This is a genomic window from Streptomyces sp. DS1-CR2, from assembly GCF_055760475.1.
Genome location: NZ_CM147085.1, coordinates 2,998,981 through 3,017,379 on the forward strand (window position 1 = coordinate 2,998,981; position 18,399 = coordinate 3,017,379).

18 protein-coding genes are annotated in these 18,399 nt (G+C 71.3%); 12 read left to right on the forward strand and 6 right to left on the reverse strand.

What is annotated here, in order from left to right; genetic code table 11:
• Nucleotides 1-200 precede the first annotated feature (200 nt).
• The 5 genes from ACY0PA_RS14890 (at nt 201) to ACY0PA_RS14910 (ending at nt 6,168) form a co-directional block, all read left to right on the forward strand.
• Nucleotides 201-1,994: an MFS transporter gene (locus tag ACY0PA_RS14890; protein ID WP_473085086.1), complete on the forward strand. Its 1,794-nt coding sequence runs from the start codon at nt 201-203 to the stop codon at nt 1,992-1,994.
• A 336-nt stretch (nt 1,995-2,330) separates the two neighbouring features.
• On the forward strand, nt 2,331-2,981 hold the full coding sequence (locus ACY0PA_RS14895) for a class I SAM-dependent methyltransferase (RefSeq protein WP_473085087.1): 651 nt from the start codon (nt 2,331-2,333) through the stop codon (nt 2,979-2,981).
• A gap of 24 nt (nt 2,982-3,005) precedes the next feature.
• Nucleotides 3,006-4,025, forward strand: coding sequence for an N-acetylmuramoyl-L-alanine amidase (locus ACY0PA_RS14900; RefSeq protein ID WP_473085088.1), 1,020 nt, complete (start codon nt 3,006-3,008; stop codon nt 4,023-4,025).
• 149 nt (nt 4,026-4,174) lie between these two features.
• Nucleotides 4,175-5,044, forward strand: a complete 870-nt coding sequence (locus ACY0PA_RS14905; RefSeq protein ID WP_473085089.1) for a hypothetical protein — start codon at nt 4,175-4,177, stop codon at nt 5,042-5,044.
• A gap of 113 nt (nt 5,045-5,157) precedes the next feature.
• Complete coding sequence (locus ACY0PA_RS14910) at nt 5,158-6,168, forward strand: LLM class F420-dependent oxidoreductase (protein ID WP_473085090.1); 1,011 nt, start codon at nt 5,158-5,160, stop codon at nt 6,166-6,168.
• A gap of 28 nt (nt 6,169-6,196) precedes the next feature.
• Here the strand turns inward: ACY0PA_RS14910 and ACY0PA_RS14915 are convergent, their stop codons facing one another.
• Complete coding sequence (locus tag ACY0PA_RS14915) at nt 6,197-6,790, reverse strand: hypothetical protein (RefSeq protein WP_473086322.1); 594 nt, start codon at nt 6,788-6,790, stop codon at nt 6,197-6,199.
• A 112-nt stretch (nt 6,791-6,902) separates the two neighbouring features.
• On the opposite strand from ACY0PA_RS14915, the gene ACY0PA_RS14920 reads away from it, so the two are divergent.
• On the forward strand, nt 6,903-7,199 hold the full coding sequence (locus tag ACY0PA_RS14920; protein ID WP_473085091.1) for a hypothetical protein: 297 nt from the start codon (nt 6,903-6,905) through the stop codon (nt 7,197-7,199).
• Here ACY0PA_RS14920 and ACY0PA_RS14925 read toward each other — a convergent pair.
• Genes ACY0PA_RS14925 through ACY0PA_RS14935 form a run of 3 tightly spaced genes read right to left on the reverse strand, consistent with a single transcriptional unit; the run spans nt 7,193 to nt 10,394 of the window.
• Nucleotides 7,193-8,278: a prenyltransferase gene (locus tag ACY0PA_RS14925; protein WP_473085092.1), complete on the reverse strand. Its 1,086-nt coding sequence runs from the start codon at nt 8,276-8,278 to the stop codon at nt 7,193-7,195. The two genes, ACY0PA_RS14920 and ACY0PA_RS14925, sit on opposite strands and share 7 nt — an antisense overlap.
• The gene (locus tag ACY0PA_RS14930) at nt 8,275-9,006 is read right to left on the reverse strand and encodes a class I SAM-dependent methyltransferase (RefSeq protein WP_326775988.1); all 732 of its coding nucleotides are present in this window, start codon (nt 9,004-9,006) and stop codon (nt 8,275-8,277) included. Before ACY0PA_RS14930 ends, ACY0PA_RS14925 begins: the two co-directional genes overlap by 4 nt.
• Complete coding sequence (locus ACY0PA_RS14935) at nt 9,000-10,394, reverse strand: glycosyltransferase family 4 protein (RefSeq protein WP_473085093.1); 1,395 nt, start codon at nt 10,392-10,394, stop codon at nt 9,000-9,002. Before ACY0PA_RS14935 ends, ACY0PA_RS14930 begins: the two co-directional genes overlap by 7 nt.
• A gap of 236 nt (nt 10,395-10,630) precedes the next feature.
• Here ACY0PA_RS14935 and ACY0PA_RS14940 point away from each other — a divergent pair, with 236 nt between their 5' ends.
• A complete protein-coding gene (locus tag ACY0PA_RS14940; RefSeq protein ID WP_326713227.1) occupies nt 10,631-11,251 on the forward strand; it encodes a TetR family transcriptional regulator in 621 nt (206 codons plus the stop codon).
• A 311-nt stretch (nt 11,252-11,562) separates the two neighbouring features.
• Here the strand turns inward: ACY0PA_RS14940 and ACY0PA_RS14945 are convergent, their stop codons facing one another.
• Entirely contained in the window at nt 11,563-11,796 is a 234-nt protein-coding gene (locus ACY0PA_RS14945; protein ID WP_356272833.1) for a ferredoxin, read from the reverse strand.
• Nucleotides 11,796-13,277 (reverse strand): aldehyde dehydrogenase, encoded by a 1,482-nt coding sequence (locus ACY0PA_RS14950; protein WP_473085094.1) that lies wholly within the window; start codon nt 13,275-13,277, stop codon nt 11,796-11,798. Before ACY0PA_RS14950 ends, ACY0PA_RS14945 begins: the two co-directional genes overlap by 1 nt.
• A gap of 199 nt (nt 13,278-13,476) precedes the next feature.
• On the opposite strand from ACY0PA_RS14950, the gene ACY0PA_RS14955 reads away from it, so the two are divergent.
• The 5 genes from ACY0PA_RS14955 (at nt 13,477) to ACY0PA_RS14975 (ending at nt 18,377) form a co-directional block, all read left to right on the forward strand.
• Complete coding sequence (locus tag ACY0PA_RS14955; RefSeq protein ID WP_473085095.1) at nt 13,477-14,514, forward strand: MBL fold metallo-hydrolase; 1,038 nt, start codon at nt 13,477-13,479, stop codon at nt 14,512-14,514.
• Nucleotides 14,515-14,669: 155 nt separating this feature from the next.
• On the forward strand, nt 14,670-14,936 hold the full coding sequence (locus ACY0PA_RS14960) for a hypothetical protein (RefSeq protein ID WP_473085096.1): 267 nt from the start codon (nt 14,670-14,672) through the stop codon (nt 14,934-14,936).
• Nucleotides 14,937-14,948: 12 nt separating this feature from the next.
• Nucleotides 14,949-16,154: an SPFH domain-containing protein gene (locus ACY0PA_RS14965; protein ID WP_473085097.1), complete on the forward strand. Its 1,206-nt coding sequence runs from the start codon at nt 14,949-14,951 to the stop codon at nt 16,152-16,154.
• A 337-nt stretch (nt 16,155-16,491) separates the two neighbouring features.
• Nucleotides 16,492-17,712: a prenyltransferase/squalene oxidase repeat-containing protein gene (locus tag ACY0PA_RS14970; RefSeq protein WP_473085098.1), complete on the forward strand. Its 1,221-nt coding sequence runs from the start codon at nt 16,492-16,494 to the stop codon at nt 17,710-17,712.
• Nucleotides 17,709-18,377: an SCO2322 family protein gene (locus ACY0PA_RS14975; protein WP_473085099.1), complete on the forward strand. Its 669-nt coding sequence runs from the start codon at nt 17,709-17,711 to the stop codon at nt 18,375-18,377. Before ACY0PA_RS14970 ends, ACY0PA_RS14975 begins: the two co-directional genes overlap by 4 nt.
• The last annotated feature ends 22 nt before the right edge of the window (nt 18,378-18,399 follow it).

An 18,399-nucleotide genomic window follows, 5' to 3' on the forward strand; every position in this document is an offset into this window, starting at 1 on the left:
TAGAACACGTTCCAATCTGACGGAAGGTCAGTTACCGAGCGAGGCATGTAATCAAAAGGTAAAGACCTTCAAGACTTCCCCTTGTACGACGGCCGTCGGAATAGTCGCCCCAGGTAACGGGTTCAGCTTGCATGTACCCGACGCGCGAAACCCGCCGCCCGCGCGACGCCTGAACTCTCTGCCTCCGGAGGCACTACGTAATGACGCAGACGACCCAACGGCCGACCGCGCAACGCGGAATACGCGGAGTCGTCCCCGTACTCGCCTTCGCCGGCATCACCGTCGCGGTGATGCAGACGCTTCTCGTACCGGTCATCAAGGACCTCCCGGTCCTGCTCGGCACCGCCCCCTCCAACGCGACCTGGGTCCTGACGTCGACCCTCCTCGCGGGCGCCGTCTCCACTCCGATCATGGGCCGACTCGGCGACCTCTACGGCAAGCGCCGGATGCTCCTCACGAGCCTCGCGATCATGGTCGTCGGCTCGCTCGTCGCGGGCTTCACCAGCGATCTCCTCGTGATGATCGTGGGCCGCGCCCTCCAGGGCTTCGCCATGGGCGCCATCCCCCTCGGCATCGGCCTGATGCGCGACGAGCTGCCGCGCGAGAAGCTCGGGTCCGCGATGGCCCTGATGAGCTCCTCCATCGGCGTCGGCGGCGGACTCGCACTCCCGCTCGCGGCCCTCGTGGCGCAGCACGCCGACTGGCACGCCCTCTTCTTCGGCGCGGCGGGCCTCGGCGTCGTCGCGATCCTGCTCACCCTGGTCTTCGTCCCGGAGAGCTCCGTCAAGGCCGGGGGCAGCTTCGACGTCCTCGGCGCGCTCGGCCTGTCGGCCGGGCTCGTCCTCCTCCTGCTGCCGATCACCAAGGGCAGCGACTGGGGCTGGACCGACCCCATGACGCTCGGCCTGTTCGGCGCGGCCCTCGTCGTGCTCGTGCTGTGGGGCGTGATGGAGCTGAAGGTCAAGGCCCCGCTCGTCGACCTGCGCACCACCGCGCGGCGCGAGGTGCTCCTCACCAACCTCGCCTCGATCATGGTCGGTGTCGCGTTCTACGCGATCTCGCTCGTCCTGCCGCAGCTCCTCCAGCTGCCGAAGGCCACCGGCTACGGACTCGGCCAGTCGATGGTCGTCGCGGGCCTGTGCGTGGCGCCGCTCGGCCTCACGATGATGTTCACGGCCCCCGTGTACGCCCGCCTGTCGGCGAAGTACGGCCCGAAGACCACCCTGATCCTCGGCATGCTGATCATCGCGATCGGCTACGGCGCCGGACTCGGCCTGATGAGCGCCGCCTGGCAGACCATCGTCATCTCGGTGGTCGTGGGCGCCGGCATCGGACTCGCCTACTCCTCGCTGCCCGCCCTGATCATCGGCGCCGTCGACGCGTCCGAGACGGGCGCGGCCAACGGTCTCAACACCCTGATGCGGTCCATCGGCACCTCGGTGTCGAGCGCCGTGATCGGCATGGTCCTCGCCAACACGGCGCACCACGTCGGCGGCGCCGCCGTGCCCACCATGCACGGCTTCCGCGTCTCGTTCCTGATCGCCACCGCCGCGGTCGCCATGGGCGTCCTGCTCGCGGTCTTCCTGCCGAAGCAGCGGCAGGCGACCCAGCCGCAGCTGCGCGCCAGCAGCGAGGAGGACGCCGCGCTGGAGCGCGCCGAGGAGGTCGAGTGGGGGTCCCCCCTGCTCGAGCGAAGCCGAGAGCTTGGGGGATTCCGCGGCCAGGTGCTCGACGCGGCGGGCCTGCCCGTCTCCCGGGCCAAGGTCACGCTCATCGACCGGCGAGGCCGCCAGGCGGGCGCCGCGCTGACCGACCACACGGGCCGTTACGCCCTGGAGGTCCCGGCCGGCGGCTCCTACGTACTGGCCGCCACCGCCGCCGGGCACGCGCCGCGGGCCTCCGCGGCGACGCACCACGGCGAGGACCGGCCGGTCGACGTCGACCTGGCCCTTGAGCTCATCGCGCCGCAGAGTCGAACCGCGGCTCACAGCTGAGCAGTTCGGAGACATCGGAGCCGACCGGGCAGCTCCTTCGGGGACGCGTCGCGGGTGAAGAGGCGGGCAGCACGCTCGCCCTGCACCGCGGCGCGTTCGCCGTTCACCCGCAGCCAGGACCCCTCTCGCCCTCGCCGACGAGAAGGCGGGCGGCACGTTCGGCGCGCACCGGCTCGTCGAGCACCACCCGCCTCCGGCAGAGCTGCTGACACCTCCGGCACTCCCCCTGATCGCCCCTTGCCCCGGGCTCACCCCCCGTACGCCCCCGATGCAGCCGGCATCGGGGGCGTACGGCAGCATGGGCGGACCCAACACGTACCGATGACAGGGGAACCCATGAGCGCGGCGCCCAAGCCGGAGATCCTCGCCGCCTTCGAGGCCGCCAAGGGGTTCATGCCTCTCGGCGAAGGGCTGGCGCTCTACGCGGCCGCCGCCGAGGCCGCCGCGCTCGGGCTCCCGCTCCTGGAGGTCGGCACATACTGCGGGCGCTCCACGATCCTGCTCGCCGACGCGGCCCGCCAGGCCGGCGTGAGCGCGCTCACCGTGGACCACCATCGCGGCAGCGAGGAGCAGCAGCCGGGCTGGGACTACCACGACCCGGAGACCGTGGACCCGGTCGTCGGCCGCATGGACACCCTCCCCACGTTCCGGCGCACGCTGCACGCGGCCGGTCTCGAGGACCACGTCATCGCCCTGGTGGGCCGCTCCCCGCAGGTCGCCGCCGTCTGGGGCGGCAAGCTCGGCCTCGTCTTCATCGACGGCGGCCACACCGACGAGCACGCCACAGCCGACTACGAGGGCTGGGCCCCGCACGTCGCCGAGGGCGGCCTGCTCCTCATCCACGACGTGTTCCCGGTCAAGACCGACGAGTGGACGGGCCAGGCCCCGTACCGCGTCTACCTCAGGGCTCTGGAATCCGGCGCGTTTTCCGAGGTCTCGGCGACGGAATCCCTGCGCGTCCTGCGCCGAACGGGCACCGGGATCTGAAGAAGGACCGTTAGGCTCACCCACGTGTCATACGTAGGCCCGGACAGCGACGGCTTCTTCGACGGCGACGGCGACGGGGACGGCCCCCGGCGGCCGCGCCGGTTCAGCGGGGGTCCGCTGACCGTGGCGCTCGCCGCGCTCGTGCCCACGGCTCTCGCCGGGTGGCTGATCTGGCAGGTGGTGGGCGGCCCGGGCGAGAACGAGCCCGCGAAGACGCTGCCCGCCGCGAGCCAGTCGTCGACGGCCGAGACGGACACGACGTCGCCCTCCCCGTCGAAGTCCGACGACGGCAAGAAGGGCGACGGGTCGCCCAGCGCCACCCCGTCGAAGTCGAAGCCACCCGCCTCCTCGGCCGAGCCCGCCGGGTCCGGCCCCCTCAAGGGCAAGGTCGTCGTCATCGACCCGGGTCACAATCCGGGTAACTTCCAGCACACCGCCGAGATCAACCGGCTCGTCGATATCGGGACGAACCGCAAGGAATGCGATACGACCGGCACATCGACCAACGCCGGTTACACCGAGGCCCAGTTCACCCTCGACGTCTCGCGCCGACTGCGCACTCTGCTCCAACAGCAGGGCGCCACCGTCGAGTTGACCCAGAACGGCGACCGCTCCTGGGGCCCGTGCGTGGACGAGCGCGCCCGGATCGGCAACAAGGCGCACGCGGACGCGGTGATCTCCGTGCACGCCGACGGTTCCGCGGCGGGCAACCGCGGCTTCCATGTGATCCTTCCCGCATCCGTGAAGGCCGGTTCCGCGGACACGACGGCGATCGCGGCACCCTCACGCGACCTCGGCGAGCGCGTCGCGGGCAACTTCCTGCGCGCCACCGGCTCGGCCCCCTCGAACTACGTCGGCGACGGCACCGGACTCGACGTGCGCAGGGACCTGGGAGGCCTCAACCTCTCGACGCAGCCAAAGGTGTTCATCGAGTGCGGCAACATGCGTGACGCCAAGGACGCGGCTCTGCTGACGAGCGGCGCGTGGCGGCAGAAGGCGGCGCAGGGGATGTCTGACGGAATCGTGAGTTTCCTGCGCGGGTAGTTCTCACCCTGCGGATCTCGGCAGACACCCCCGCCGCGCGGACGATAGTGTCTCCCTACGATGTGGGGCCACCCCCGCGCTTCGCACGGCACAGCAGCGACAGCGACGCCTCCGCCTATGACCTGACGACAGACGAAGGACCTCCTGAAGTGAATATCCGCTCCCTCACTCGAGGCGACGGCGTGGTGATCGGAGCAGCGGTGTTGCTCTTCATCGCCTCGTTCCTCGATATCTATTCGGTCGACGGGAACTCCAGCGGCGAAAGCCTCCCGAACGCGTGGGAGAGCGCACCGCTCCTGATGAGCGTCTTCCTCGCGGGCATCATCGCCGCCGCGCTGATCGTCGTCGCCCGGGGGCTGCCCAGCGTGCCGAAGGTCGCCGGTCTCGACCTCGGCCAGTTCGGCATCGCGCTCGCCGTGTTCTCGGCGTGGAGCGCGCTCGGGAACATCTTCGACCCGGCGGGTGGCTGGAACAACATCGGCTCGTTCCCGGACAGCGCGTTCGGTGCCGGCACCGGCGCCATCCTCGGCCTGATCGCCGCCCTCGTGCTCGCGGGTGCCGCTGTCGCGACGCCGCTCGTGCCCGCGCTGAAGGGTGCCCTCGTCGGCGCCCCGCGTCCGCAGGCCCCGCAGCCGTACGGCGCGCAGCCCGCCGGTGCTTACGGCTACCCGGGCGCCCAGCAGCCGGGCCAGCCCTACGGCGCACAGCCTGGTCAGCCCGGTCAGCCGGGTCAGCCCGGTCAGCCCGGTCAGCCCTACGGTGCCGCCCAGCCGCAGCAGCAGGCGGCGCCCGCGCCGCAGGCCGCGCAGGCCCCGGCCGGTGACTTCTCGCCGTTCTGGTTCGCGGTACCGGTGCCGCGTCCGCTGTACGCCGAGGACGGCTCCCCGACGCCGATCGCCGAGCTGGCGCCCGGCACGTGGTACCTGGCCGTCGAGCAGCGCGGCCCGGGCCTGGTGGCCCAGACGCAGGACGGCCGTCGCGGCGTCCTCCAGGACACGACCGGGATCCAGCGCGGCTGACATCGCCCCGGCTTCCGCGTCACGGCCCCTCACCCGTCTTCCGGGTGGGGGGCCGTTGTCGTACAGTCGCCCCGGAACCACGAACTGACAGTGCGTCAGAAAGGGGAGCGGCCATGCGACTCGGACTCGCGCTCGGCTACTGGGGCCGCGGTCCCGACCCGCGCCACCTCGAACTCGCCCAGGAGGCCGAGCGGTTGGGCTACGACTCGGTGTGGACCGCCGAGTCCTGGGGCAGCGACGCGTTCACGCCGCTGACGTGGATCGCGGCGCACACCTCGCGTATCCGCCTGGGCACGGCGATCGCACAGATGGCGGCCCGCTCCCCCACGACGACGGCGATGCACGCGCTCACCCTCGACCATCTGTCCGGCGGCCGCATGATGCTGGGGCTCGGCCTGTCGGGGCCGCAGGTGGTGGAGGGCTGGTACGGGCGGCCGTTCCCGAGGTCGCCGCTCACGGCGACCCGCGAGTACGTCGACGTGGTGCGGCAGGTCCTGCGGCGCGAGGGCCCTGTCGAGGTGGCCGGCCGCTTCCACGCCCACCCGTACCGCGGCGAGGACGCCACCGGCCTCGGCAAGCCGCTGAAGCCGATCACGCATCCCCTGCGCTCCGAACTCCCCATCGTCCTTGGCGCCGAGGGGCCGAAGAACATCGCGCAGACGACCCGCATCGCGGACGGCTGGCTCCCGCTGTACTGGTCGCCGACGCGCACGGACGCGTACGAGGCCTCCCTCACCGACCTCCCCGAGGGCTTCGTGATCGCGCCCATGGCCCGGGTCACGGTCTGCGACGACGTCGCGGAGGGGCTGCTGCCGGTGAAGGCGATGCTGGGCTTCTACATCGGCGGCATGGGCCACGCCAAGCGCAACTTCCACGCGGACCTGATGGCGCGCATGGGGTACGCGGACGAGGCCCGCCGGGTCCAGGAGCTCTTCCTCGCGGGACGGCGCGAGGAAGCCGTGCTGGCCGTGCCGGACGCCTTCGCCGACGAGATCTCGCTGGTCGGCCCGCGGGGGCGCATCGCCGAACGTCTTGAGCTGTGGCGCAAGGGCCCGGTCACCGACCTTCTCGTCCTGGCCCCGGACCCGCACACACTGCGAGTCCTGGCCGAGCTCAACTCGTAGCCTTGCAAGCCCGGTTGGAGAGTCGGCGCTACGAGCCCGAGGACAGCTCCTTCGCCGACGGCACCTTGTCCTTCACCTCGGCGCCCGCCCCCTTGCCCGCGTCCTTCACCGAGTTGATGACATCGTCGAAGGAGTTGACGGCGGCATCCGTGCCGTCGCCCTTGCGCAGCTTGGACGGCAGGTCCTTGAGCTTGTCGATGCCCGCCGTGAGCGGCGCGACGGCCTTGGAGAGCAGCGGGTCGCCCTTCGCGTTCTTCACGGCCGCCTTCAGCCTGTTGTACGTGAACGCGCCCGCGACACCCGCCTTGACGAGGGCGAGCTTCCGCCCGTGGGCACCCTTCTTGAACTTGCCCTTGCGGTACGGCTTGATGATCCACTGGTAGGTCGCGCCGGCCGCGAGCCCCGCGTTGGCGACGAAGCGCGTCTTGGCGAACTTCTGCTTCTCGGCGGAGGTGCTGGCGGTCGGTTCCGCCACCTCCGCGGCCACGGTGGCCGACGCCTTGGCCTTGGCCTTCGTCGTGTCGTTGTTGCTGCACGCCGTCCCGCCCACGAGGAGCGCGGAGCTGACGGTGAGCGCCACGACGGCGCGGCGTATGGGCAGGGTGGAACCGGTCACGACCAACCTCCAGGGCACGGTGCTGCTGCTCCTGGCAGCGTCCCCCGGGCCCCATGGCCGTGCCACTCGGGCGGGCCCGTACGGGTTTCACCCGCTGTGGAGCGGTAACCCGTGCTTCATGTCTCCCAGCCAAGCAACGCGAGGCACCAACCAAGCCGCGACGATCGTGATGGTCGTCGCAGACATCCTGGCCGCCATCCTCGGCCTGTGGATCCTGATGTACCTGCTGGAAGCCAACCGAGCCAACTCCCTGGTGCAGTTCATCCACGACGCGGCCCTGTGGCTCGCCGGCTGGTCGCACGACATGTTCACGTTCGACGACGCATGGGCGCGGGTGGTCGCGGGCTACGGCCTGGCGGCCCTGGTGTACCTGGTCGTCGGTCACCTCGTCGCGGGCCGCCTGCGCCGCTACTGAGCCGGGCTTCCCTCGCAGCAGTCCGGTTCGAAGCCCGCCGGGAGGCGGCCGCCGAACACCGAGCAGGTGGCCTCGTCGCCGCCGAGCGCGGCGACGGCGAGCAGCACCGAACCGGCCGTCCACGCGGTCAGTTCCCTAGGCCAGACCGCCCGGTCGTCGAAGACGTAGCCGGTCCAGTACAGGCCCGACTCCGGGTCGCGCAGGTGCTGGATCGACTGGAGGATGTCCAGAGCTCGGTCCGACTCGCCCACCGCCCACAGGGCGAGGGCGAGTTCGGCGCTCTCACCGCCGGTGACCCACGGGTTGGGGACGACGCAGCGCACGCCGAGCCCGGGGACGACGAAGCGGTCCCAGGACGCCTGGATGCGCTCCTCGGCCTCGACGCCGGTGAGGGCGCCGCCGAGGACGGGGTAGTACCAGTCCATGGAGTAGCGGTCCTTGTCGAGGAACCGCTCGGGGTGGCGGCGGATCGCGTGCCGCAGGCTGCCGGCCGCCAACTCCCAGTCGGGCTGGGGCTCTTCGCGCTCTTGGGCGATGGCGAGGGCGCACCGCAGCGCGTGGTGCACGGACGAACTGCCTGTAAGAAGCGCCTCGTTGACGGGTGTCCCGTCCGGCTCGCGCTTCCAGCCGATCTGCCCGCCGGGCTGCTGGAGCCGCAGGACGAACTCCATGGCCGCGTACACGGTGGGCCAGATGCGGTCGAGGAAGGCGTCGTCGCCGGTGGAGAGGTAGTGGTGCCAGGCGCCCACGGCGACGTAGGCGACGAAGTTCGTCTCGCGGCCGTGGTCGGTGACGTCACCGGCGTCGCCGTCGGCGTAGGCCGCGTACCAGGAGCCGTCCTCGTTCTGGTGGCGGGCGAGCCAGTCGTAGGCGCGCTCGGCGGCGTCGTGCTCGCCGGCCGCGTCGAGGGCCATGGCGGCCTCGGTGTGGTCCCACGGGTCGAGGTGGTGGCCGCGGAACCACGGTATGGCGCCGTCCTCGCGCTGCACGGCGAGGAGCCCGCGGACGGTCGCGGCGGCCTGCTCGGCGGTCAGTACGCCGGGCAGGACGAGGTGTTCGGTCTTCTCCGGGCTCGTCACGCCTCGGCCTTGGGCAGGTGCGGCTTGGTGGCGTACGCGACGAAGCTCTTGCCGACGACCGGGTTGAGGAGCTGCTCGGTCACCCGGGTGAGCGCCGGCTTCTTCATGATGTCCCAGACCAGGAGCTTGTGGTACGCCCGCACGGGCAGCGCCTTGTCGTTGTCGACGCCGAAGGCGCACTTCAGCCACCAGTACGGCGAGTGCAGGGCGTGCGCGTGGTGGGTGCCGTACGGCTTGAGGCCCGCCTCGCGCATCTTGCCGAGGAGTTCGTCCGCCTTGTAGATGCGGATGTGGCCGCCCTCGACCTCGTGGTAGGCGTCGCTGAGGGTCCAGCAGACCTTCTCGGGGCCGTAGCGGGGCACGGTCACGGCTATGCGTCCGCCCGGCTTGAGGACGCGGACCATCTCGGCGAGCACGCCCTTGTCGTCGGGGATGTGCTCCATCACCTCGGAGATGATGACGACGTCGAACGAGGCGTCCGGGAAGGGGAGGTTGAGGGCGTCGCCCTCCATGGCGGTGGCCGTGGCCCCGGCGGGGGCCTCACCGGCCTCCTTCATCGCGGCGAACCACTTGGCGACCTCGCGGATCTCCTCGCCGTTCTGGTCGAGGGCGACCACCTGGGCCCCGCGCCGGTAGCACTCGAACGCGTGCCGCCCGGCTCCGCAGCCGAGGTCGAGGACGCGGTCGCCTGCGGCGAGCGGGAAGCGGGTGAAGTCGACGGTCAGCACGTGGCCCTGCTTTCGCGGTCGGATCCTGCACGTTCGAGAGGGGTGGTGGCCGCGGCGCCGGTGGTCCGGCCGGCCGAGCGGGCGATGGACTCGCGGTAGAGCTCGGCGGTGCCGAGCGCCGCGCGGGCCCAGGTGAAGTTCCCGAGGACGCGTTCGCGTCCGGCGGCGCCGAGCCGCGCCCGCAGCCGCGGGTCGTCCAGGAGTCTGCCGAGCGCGATGGCCAGCGCTCCCGCGTCGCCGGTGGGCACCGCGAGGCAGGTCTCCCCGTCGCGCCCGGCGACCTCGGGGATCGCTCCGCCGGTGGTGGCGACCAGGGGGGTGCCGGTGGCCATGGCCTCCGCCGCGGGCAGCGAGAAGCCCTCGTACAGGGAGGGCACGCAGGCGACCTCCGCCGACCGTACGAGGTCGACGAGTTCGGCGTCGGTGATGCCCTTGACGAAGGACACGGCGCCTTCGAGGCCGTACTTCTCGATGGCCGCGGCGACGGGCCCGTCCTCGGCGCGCTTGCCGACGACGACGAGGTGGGCGGCCGGGTTCTCGGTGCGGACCTTGGCGAGCGCCTCGACGAGGAAGACGAGTCCCTTGAGGGGGACGTCGGCGCTGGACGTCGTCACGATGCGGCCCGGCACCTCGGCGACCGAGGGGTCCGGCGAGAACAGGTCGGTGTCGGCGCCGATGTGGACGACGCGGATCCGGTCCTGGCGCACGCCGAGGTGGTCGACGATCTCCTGGCGCGAGGTCCCGGAGACGGTGAGCACGGACGGCAGGCGGCGGGCGACGCGCTTCTGCATCCGCGTGAACGCGTACCAGCGCCGTACGGAGGCGCGCCGCTTCCAGTCGGGCGCGGCGTCGATCTCCAGCTGCCGGTCGACGGTGATGGGGTGGTGGATCGTGGTGACGAGGGGCGCGCCGAGCGCGGCGGGCCCGCCCAACAGGCCGTACCCCAGCGTCTGGTTGTCGTGCACGATGTCGAACTCGCCGCGCCGCGCCCGCAGATGCCGCCGGGCGCGCAGCGAGAACGTGAGGGGTTCGGGGAAGCCGCCGGTCCACATGGTGCCGACCTCGAGCGCGTCCACCCAGTCGCGGTACTCGTCGCGCCCCGGGGTGCGGAACGGGTCGGGGCTGCGGTACAGGTCGAGGCTGGGCAGCTCGGTGAGCCGGAGCCCCTTCAGATCCTCACCCTCGTCGAGCACGGGGTACGGCTGGGAGCCGATGACCTCGACCTGGTGCCCGAGCCGGGCGAGTTCGCGGGACAGATGGCGTACGTAGACGCCCTGTCCGCCGCAGAACGGGTTCCCCTTGTACGTAAGGAGAGCGATGCGCAACGGACGGTCACCGTCGGCGGAGGACCCGGCCCGGGGGCCCGCCTCCATGGCCTCAGCGGTCACTCGTGGCCCCCTTCTCGCGGCACGTTCACGCGAGACTACGCGTGGGCGGTAATCTAGAACAAGTTTCAGAGTTGCCGGCTCCTTGATCCTTCAAGGAGCACAGAATCTACCGGCAGGTAGCCTCGCTGTAACGCTCGGATCAGGTGATTCGCGCCACGACGGAGCCCCCGCTCCCCTGCCATGATGAGCCTCTCGAAAGCACCGGATTACGGCGTGACAGCCACGGAACGGGACACATGACAGCGGAAGCGAAGACAGCACATCCGGCGTCGCCACCCCTCACCGAGCGCCAGGAGGCGCGCCGCCGCCGCATCCTGCACGCGAGCGCCCAGCTGGCCAGCCGCGGCGGGTTCGACGCGGTGCAGATGCGTGAGGTCGCCGAGTCCTCGCAGGTCGCGCTCGGCACGCTGTACCGGTACTTCCCGTCCAAGGTGCATCTCCTCGTGGCCACGATGCAGGACCAGCTCCAGCACATGCACGCGACGGTCCGCAAGCGCCCGCCCTCGTCCGACCTGCCCTCGGAGCGGGTCGCGGAGACCCTGATGCGGGCGTTCCGCGCGCTCCAGCGCGAGCCGCACCTCGCCGACGCGATGGTGCGCGCCCTGACCTTTGCCGACCGCAGCGTGAGCCCCGAGGTCGACCAGGTCTCCCGCCAGACGACGGCGATCATCCTGGACGCCATGGAGCTCGACGACCCGACGCCGCAGCAGCTCTCCGCGGTCCGCGTCATCGAACACACCTGGCACTCGGCGCTCATCACCTGGCTGTCGGGGCGCGCCTCGATCGCGCAGGTGAAGATAGACATCGAGACGGTCTGCCGGCTGATCGACCTCACCACGCCGGACGCCCAGAAGTAGGCGGCACCGCGCAATACCGGGCCCCGGGGCGCGAGCCGCACCGGGGCACAGAAAAGACCTACGAGACGGGTTCCCTGCGCCGGCATTACCCGGATCAGGTGTTAGGGGTCGCCTTCCGGCTCTGCTACTGCCTTCCGGCCTCTCAGCCCTACCGTCGACGTCGGCCACGGCGGATGCAGTTTGCGTCACGCCTCAGTCGGCTACTCCGGTGGGACTCCCTCACTCGCCTCATAGGCCAATACCAGAATATACCGCCCATTACATGATGCAACCCCCCAAAGGCAACTTTTCTTCATTCTTCCGGCGAGTCTTCAGTCTTCCGGCGGGAAAACCGGCTCCCCGCTGCCAAGGAGCGTGATCATGACGGCTTCCACGGGGCAGCCCTCCGCCGCCGCCAGGATCTTCTCGTTGGCGTCGGTCTCCGCCTCGACCGGGCGGGACTGCATGCCGGAGTCGAGACGGAAGGCGTCCGGGGCGTGGTGGACGCACTGGGCCGAGCCGATGCACACACCCCGGTCGACCTCGACGTGCCAGCGGTCACCCATCACGCCTCCCAGCCGGCCGGCAGATGGATCATCTTGTGCTCCAGGTAGGCGCTGTACCCCTCGGGTCCGAACTCCCTGCCGAGACCGGAGTTCTTGTAGCCGCCGAAGGGGCCGAGCATGTCGAGGCTGAAGGTGTTCACGCTGTACGTGCCGGTGCGCACCTGCCGTGCGACGTCGATGCCGTGTGCGACGTCGGCCGTCCACACACTGCCGCTGAGCCCGTAGTCGGAGTCGTTGGCGATCTTCACCGCCTCGGCCTCGTCGCCGTACGGGAGCAGGCAGATGACGGGGCCGAAGATCTCCTCGCGGGCGATGCGCATCGAGTTGTCGACGCCGCCGAACAGGGTCGGCTCCACGTACCAGCCCCGGTCGAGCCCGGCGGGACGGCCGCCGCCGGTGAGGATCTTGGCGCCCTCCTCCTGGCCGATGCGGATGTAGTCGAGCGAGCGGCGCTGCTGGCGCTCGGCGACCAGCGGGCCGACCTGGGTCGCCGGGTCGAGCGGGTCGCCGACGACGAGCGCAGCCGCCGCCTCCGTGAGCGCTCCGGCGAACTCGTCGTAGCGCGAGCGGGGCAGGAGGATGCGGGTCTGGGCGACGCAGGCCTGGCCGTTGTTCATCCAGGCGGACTGGACGAGGCCGGGGACGGTCGTCGCGAGGTCGGCGTCCGGCAGGACGACGGCCGCGGACTTGCCGCCGAGCTCGAGGGTGACGTGGGTGAGATTGCGCGAGGCGACCTCCATGACGCGCCTGCCCGCGGCCACCGATCCGGTGAAGGAGACCTTGTCGACGCCTGGGTGCCCGACGAGGTACTCACTGACCTCGCGATCCGCGGGAAGGATGGACAGGACCCCCTCCGGAAGGCCCGCCTCCGTCGCGATCTCGCCGAGCAGATACGCGTCGAGCGGCGACTCCGGCGACGGCTTGAGGACGACGGTGCAGCCGGCGAGCAGCGCGGGCGCCAGCTTGGCGGCGGCCACGAACTGCGGGACGTTCCACGGGACCACGGCCGCCACGACGCCGACCGGCTCGCGCCGCACGAGGATCTTCCCGAGCGCGCCGTCGCGCGTCTCCTCGTAACGGAAGTTCTTCGCGACGGTGATCGCGGAGTCCCACACCATCATCGCGCCGAGGGCCTGCGCGAGGACGCTCCATGAGTACGGGGAGCCGTTCTCGCAGGAGATGAGGCGGGCGATCTCCTCGTGCCGTACGGCGATCGCGTCCTTGATGCGGGTGACGACTGCGATCCGCTCATCGAGCGGGAGCCGCGGCCAGGGTCCTTCGTCGAACGCCCGGCGGGCGGCGGCGACCGCGCGGTCGACATCGGCGGGCGCCGCGTGCGGCACGCGCCCGAAGACCTCGCCGCTGTGCGGGGAGATCACCTCGATGACGTCCGTGCCGGACGGCTTCGTCAACTCCCCGCCGATATAGAGCTGTCCGTGCTCCACGAACTCGTGCTCAAGTCGTTCCCCATGCCCGGTCATGACCGACCGCCTCTCGCGGGACGTTTTCTGACACTGCATCAGAACCTCTGGAAACTGATACCAGTTCCAGTTCCAGGAGTCCACGGGTCCACGGCCCGGTAAGGCGACCGTCGCGCAACAAGTCGACCCGGGCGACCATTGGAACAAGTTCTATTACAGTGGCGGGAGTTCGAGGTCGTCGTACGAGAGGTGGGGCCCGATGACGCAGGTGACCGACCACGGCGGAGGCGTCTGGTCCCTTCGGGTGCCGATCCCCGACAACCCGCTCGGCTACACCCTGGTCCACCTCCTCGACACCGACCACGGGCCCGTCCTCATCGACACCGGCTGGGACGACCCCGAGTCGTGGGACGCGCTCACCGAGGGCCTCGCCGCCTGCGGCACGGGCGTCGGTGCGGTGACGGGGGTCCTGATCACCCATCACCACCCCGACCACCACGGCTTGTCGGCCAAGGTGCGCGAGGCGTCCGGCGCCTGGATCGCCATGCACGAGGCGGATGTCTCCGTGGTGCGCCGCACCCGGGAGAACCCGCCGGAGCGCTGGTACGCGTTCATGGCCGCGAAGCTCGCCGCGGCCGGCGCCCCCGAGGAGCACATGGCGCCGCTGATCGCCGCCCGCGACTCGGGCCGGGCCCGCAGCCTCCCTGGCCTCGCCCCCGCACTCCCCGACCGCACCATCACCCCGGGCGATCTGCTCGACCTGCCGGGCCGCCGCCTGCGCGCGATCTGGACGCCCGGCCACACCCCGGGCCATGTCTGCCTGCACCTGGAGGAGGACCACCCCGCCGGGCTCGCGGGCAACGGCCGCCTCTTCTCCGGCGACCATCTGCTCCCCGGTATCACCCCGCACATCGGCCTCTACGAGGACCCCGACGACGCCACGGTCACCGACCCGCTCGGCGACTACCTGGACTCGCTGGAACGCGTCGGGCGCCTGGCCCCCGCCGAGGTGCTCCCGGCCCACCAGCACACGTTCACCGACGCCCCCGCCCGCGTAAGGGAGCTGCTCGACCACCATGAGGAGCGCCTCACCGGCCTGCTCACCCTGCTCGCCACCCCGCTCACCCCCTGGCAGCTCGCCGAGCGGATGGTGTGGAACCGGCCGTGGGAACAGATCCCTTACGGGTCGCGCACCATCGCGGTCTCGGAGGCCGAGGCCCATCTGCGCCGGCTGGTGAAACTCGGCCGCGCGGAGGCGGTCGCCGGAAGCGACCCGGTGACGTATGCGCCGGTCTGACCTACGCACTTGACCTGCGCTTGACCAGCATTGCGCGATCTTTACCGGGTGTGCGAAACAGCCGGGCCGGCGGGCCTTCCGGCACATGGTCGGCGGGTGGCAACAGGCGTAATGTCTGGCATCTCAGAACTGGACCGACAAGGGGGCGGCCACCGATGGCGCCGGACGAGGCCGTGGTCGGCTGTACGGGGAAGCTGGTCATCGCCACGCGCGGAGCCGATGGCCCGGGCGAGGTACTGGTGCGGGTGCGGGGCGGCAGCGAGACGTTTCTCGCGTGGTCCGACGAACCCATGGAGCGCGGGTCGACGGTCCTGGTGATCGAGTCCCGCGGCACCCGCCAGGTTGTCGTCATGGCCTGGAGCGATCCGTCGCTCGACGACGAGCGGACCGACGGCTCCGGCGACTCGGGTGACGCCCGCTAAGGAGAATGAAGGATGTTCGGATATCGCGTTCCCGCTCCCGATGAGGCAATGCTGATCTCGGGTGGCAGGCGGGGACTTGGGGGAGCGCCGTTCCGGGTCGTGACGGGCCACGGAAAATTCGTCCTGCCTATCTTCCGCAAGACCCGCTTTCTGTCCTTGGCCATGTCCGAGGCCGAGGTCGTCGAGAAGTGCGTGACCCGGCAGGGCATCGCCCTGACCGTGCGCGCCGTCATCGCGTTCAAGGTCGGCAACGACACGGAGTCCATCGTCAACGCCGGCCAGCGCTTCCTGTCGGACCAGGACCAGATGTCGGTCCTGACCGGCCGGATCTTCGCCGGTCACCTGCGCTCCATCATCGGCTCGATGACGGTCGAGGAGATCGTCACGGAGCGGCAGAAGCTCGCCGCCGAGGTGCTCGACACCTCGAAGGCCGAGATGGCCAAGATCGGGCTGATCGTGGACTCGCTCCAGATCCAGTCCATCGACGACGGCGACACCGGCTACATCGACGCGATGTCCGCCCCGCACAAGGCGGCCATCCAGCGGCAGGCCCAGATCGCCCAGGCGCAGGCCACCCAGGCCTCGACCCAGGCGCAGCAGGAGGCCCAGCGCAACCAGGCCGAGTACGCCCGGCAGACCGCCGTCGTCCAGGCCGAGTACAAGGCCGAGGTGGACCGCGCGCAGGCGGCGGCCGCCCAGGCCGGGCCGCTGGCCCAGGCGCACGCCGAGCAGGAGGTCCTCACGGCGCGCACCGAACTGGCCGAGCGGGCCGCCGAACTGCGCCAGCAGCAGCTGGTGGCCGAGGTCGTGAAGCCCGCGGAGGCGGACGCCGAGCGGATCCGCGTCATGGCCATCGCCGAGGCCGAGCGGATGAAGATCCAGGCCGCGGCCGCGGCGTCGTACGACCGGGTCGCGCTCGACCGGATGCTGATCGACCAGCTGCCGCAGATCGTGAAGGAGGCGGCCGGCGGTCTCAAGGGCGCCAACGTGAACGTGCTCAACGGCGCGGACGGCCTCGGTGAGATCGCGGCCGGACTCGTCGGCCAGGGGCTGACCATCCTCGACTCGGTCCGCCGCAACCTGGGCGCGCCGGACGGCGACGCCAAGAAGAGCGGCGGCGAGACGGAGATCCAGCGGTACCTGGGGGCGGCGTCGAGCCCGGTGGACGGTCGCGACGGCCGTGACAGCGGCGACGACGGGCCGGTCGACATCCGCTGAGCCCTGTCGTCATCGGCAGGCGCGTCCCCGAGGGCCGGGGCAGGCTTCGGTCTGCCCCGGCCCTTCGGGCGCCCCGGGGGAGGTCCCCTACGGGCCGGTACAGTGGGCGGGTCGTCATCATGCCCGCACGGGGGGAAGCCGGTGCGAATCCGGCGCTGACCCGCAACCGTGAACCACGTAGGTGGTGAGCCGGACTGCCCCGTGCGGCGCGTGACCGGCTCGTGTCACCGGCCTTTGCCGGTGGCCGGCACCGTCGAGGCATACGGAGCCGGAGCCGCCCGGTGCCCGCGTGTGCCGTGCCGCCCGGCTCCCCGCAGGGAGAGGCACCCGCCCCACCATGAACATTCGCCGCAGCGCCGCGCTCGTGGCGGCCACCGCCGTCATCGGCATGGCCACCGCCCCGGCCGCCCTCGCGGACGGCTCCGCGCCCTCCGCGTCCCCCTCGGTGGCGATCCCCTCCGGGCTCTACGGGAAGACCGACCCGACGTACGACGGTGTCTGGCGGCAGTCGCTCGCGCTGCTCGCGCAGGACACCGTCGGTGTGAAGCCCGCCGGCAAGGCCGTGGCCTGGCTCGCGGGACAGCAGTGCGAGAACGGCGGGTTCGCCGCGTTCCGCGCCGAGCCGGGCAGCGAGTGCGACAAGAAGACGCTCGTCGACAGCAACAGCACTGCCGCCGCGGTACAGGCCCTCGTCGCGGTCGGCGGCCGCCAGGGCGAGGTCACCCGCGGTGTGGACTGGCTGAAGAAGGCGCAGAACGGCGACGGCGGCTGGGGCTACAACGTCGGCATGGACAGCGACGCCAACTCGACCGCCGTCGTGACCGGCGCGCTCGTCGCCGCCGGTGAGAAGCCCGCCGGCGTGAAGTCGGGCCGCGGCAGGACCGGCCAGGACGCCCTGGCCGATCTCGCCCTCCCCTGCTCGGACGGCAAGGACGGCGGCGCGCTCGCCTACCAGCCCGACAAGAAGGGCAAGCTCGCCGCCAACGCGGACGCCACCGCCGCGGGCGTGCTCGGCGCGCTCGGGACCGGCATGGCGCCCGGCAAGGGCAAGGCCCCGGACAGCTATGTCTGCAAGGACGGCAAGACGGCCGGGGACCTCGCGCACAACGCGGCCGTCTACCTCCGGACCCAGCTCAGCACCCACCTGTATCTGAAGGCCGTCACCCCGGGCAGCACCAAGTCGCAGCCCGACTACGGCAACACCGCCGACGCGGTCACCTCGATCGCGGCCGCCGAGGGCGTCAAGTACACGAAGGACCCGTACGACTGGCTGGAGAAGAACGCCGGTGACTGGGCCGGGCAGTCCGGTCCGGCCGCCTACGCCCAGCTGATCTTCGCCGCGCACGCGACGGGCAACGACCCCCGTGACTTCGGCGGCACCGACCTCGTGAAGGCCCTGAACGCGACCGGTCCCGCGCCCGCCTCCACGAAGGCCGCCACGGCCGACGAGAAGAAGGACGACGGCGACATCAGCGTCTGGTACATCGTCGCCGTCGCGGCCGTCGCCGGTATCGGCATCGGCTTCCTGTTCAGCGGCCGCAAGAAGCAGCAGCTGTGACCACGTACCGCCGCCGAAGCCTGGCCGTTCTCATATCGGGCGTGCTGTGTGCGCTCGTCGCGGGGACGGGTCAGGCGCAGGCGACCGGCTATCGCTACTGGTCGTTCTGGGACCGCGACGGCTCCGCTTGGGTGTACGCGTCGCAGGGCCCGTCGACGGCCCGCCCGTCGGACGGCGATGTGCAGGGGTTCCGGTTCTCCGTGAGCGAGGACTCGCAGGACTCGGCGAAGCCGCGCGGGGCTGCTTCCTTCGACGCCATCTGCGCGGACACTCCGGCGAAGGGCGGCGAGAAGCGGGTGGCGCTCGTCGTCGACTTCGGCACGGCGCAGGACGCGCCGTCCGGTGAGACGCCGCCGAAGCCGCGTACGGCGTGTGCGCGCGTCACGGACGACGCGACCAGCGCGGAGGCGCTCGCCGCCGTCGCGAAGCCGCTGCGCTACAGCGACCAGGCGCTGCTGTGCGCGATCTCCGGCTACCCGAAGACGGGGTGCGGTGAGCAGGTGGCCACCTCCGGGGAGAGGGGCGCGGCAAAGGCTGAGAAGCCGCATGCGACCGTGGCGGAGACCGGCGGTAGCGGTCCCACCGTCGGTCTGATCGCCGGCGGCACCGCCGTCGTCGTGCTCGGCGCGGCCGCGGCCTGGCAGGCCCGCCGCCGGCGCGGCTGACGCAGGCACGGACACGGCGATT

Coding starts and splice junctions, on each gene's coding strand:
- ACY0PA_RS14950 (WP_473085094.1), bottom strand. CDS start 13,277: ATGACCGGGCATGGGGAACGACTTGAGCACGAGTTCGTGGAGCACGGA.
- ACY0PA_RS14945 (WP_356272833.1), bottom strand. CDS start 11,796: ATGGGTGACCGCTGGCACGTCGAGGTCGACCGGGGTGTGTGCATCGGC.
- ACY0PA_RS14965 (WP_473085097.1), top strand. CDS start 14,949: ATGTTCGGATATCGCGTTCCCGCTCCCGATGAGGCAATGCTGATCTCG.
- ACY0PA_RS14940 (WP_326713227.1), top strand. CDS start 10,631: ATGACAGCGGAAGCGAAGACAGCACATCCGGCGTCGCCACCCCTCACC.
- ACY0PA_RS14955 (WP_473085095.1), top strand. CDS start 13,477: ATGACGCAGGTGACCGACCACGGCGGAGGCGTCTGGTCCCTTCGGGTG.
- ACY0PA_RS14960 (WP_473085096.1), top strand. CDS start 14,670: ATGGCGCCGGACGAGGCCGTGGTCGGCTGTACGGGGAAGCTGGTCATC.
- ACY0PA_RS14920 (WP_473085091.1), top strand. CDS start 6,903: ATGTCTCCCAGCCAAGCAACGCGAGGCACCAACCAAGCCGCGACGATC.
- ACY0PA_RS14895 (WP_473085087.1), top strand. CDS start 2,331: ATGAGCGCGGCGCCCAAGCCGGAGATCCTCGCCGCCTTCGAGGCCGCC.
- ACY0PA_RS14910 (WP_473085090.1), top strand. CDS start 5,158: ATGCGACTCGGACTCGCGCTCGGCTACTGGGGCCGCGGTCCCGACCCG.
- ACY0PA_RS14970 (WP_473085098.1), top strand. CDS start 16,492: ATGAACATTCGCCGCAGCGCCGCGCTCGTGGCGGCCACCGCCGTCATC.
- ACY0PA_RS14890 (WP_473085086.1), top strand. CDS start 201: ATGACGCAGACGACCCAACGGCCGACCGCGCAACGCGGAATACGCGGA.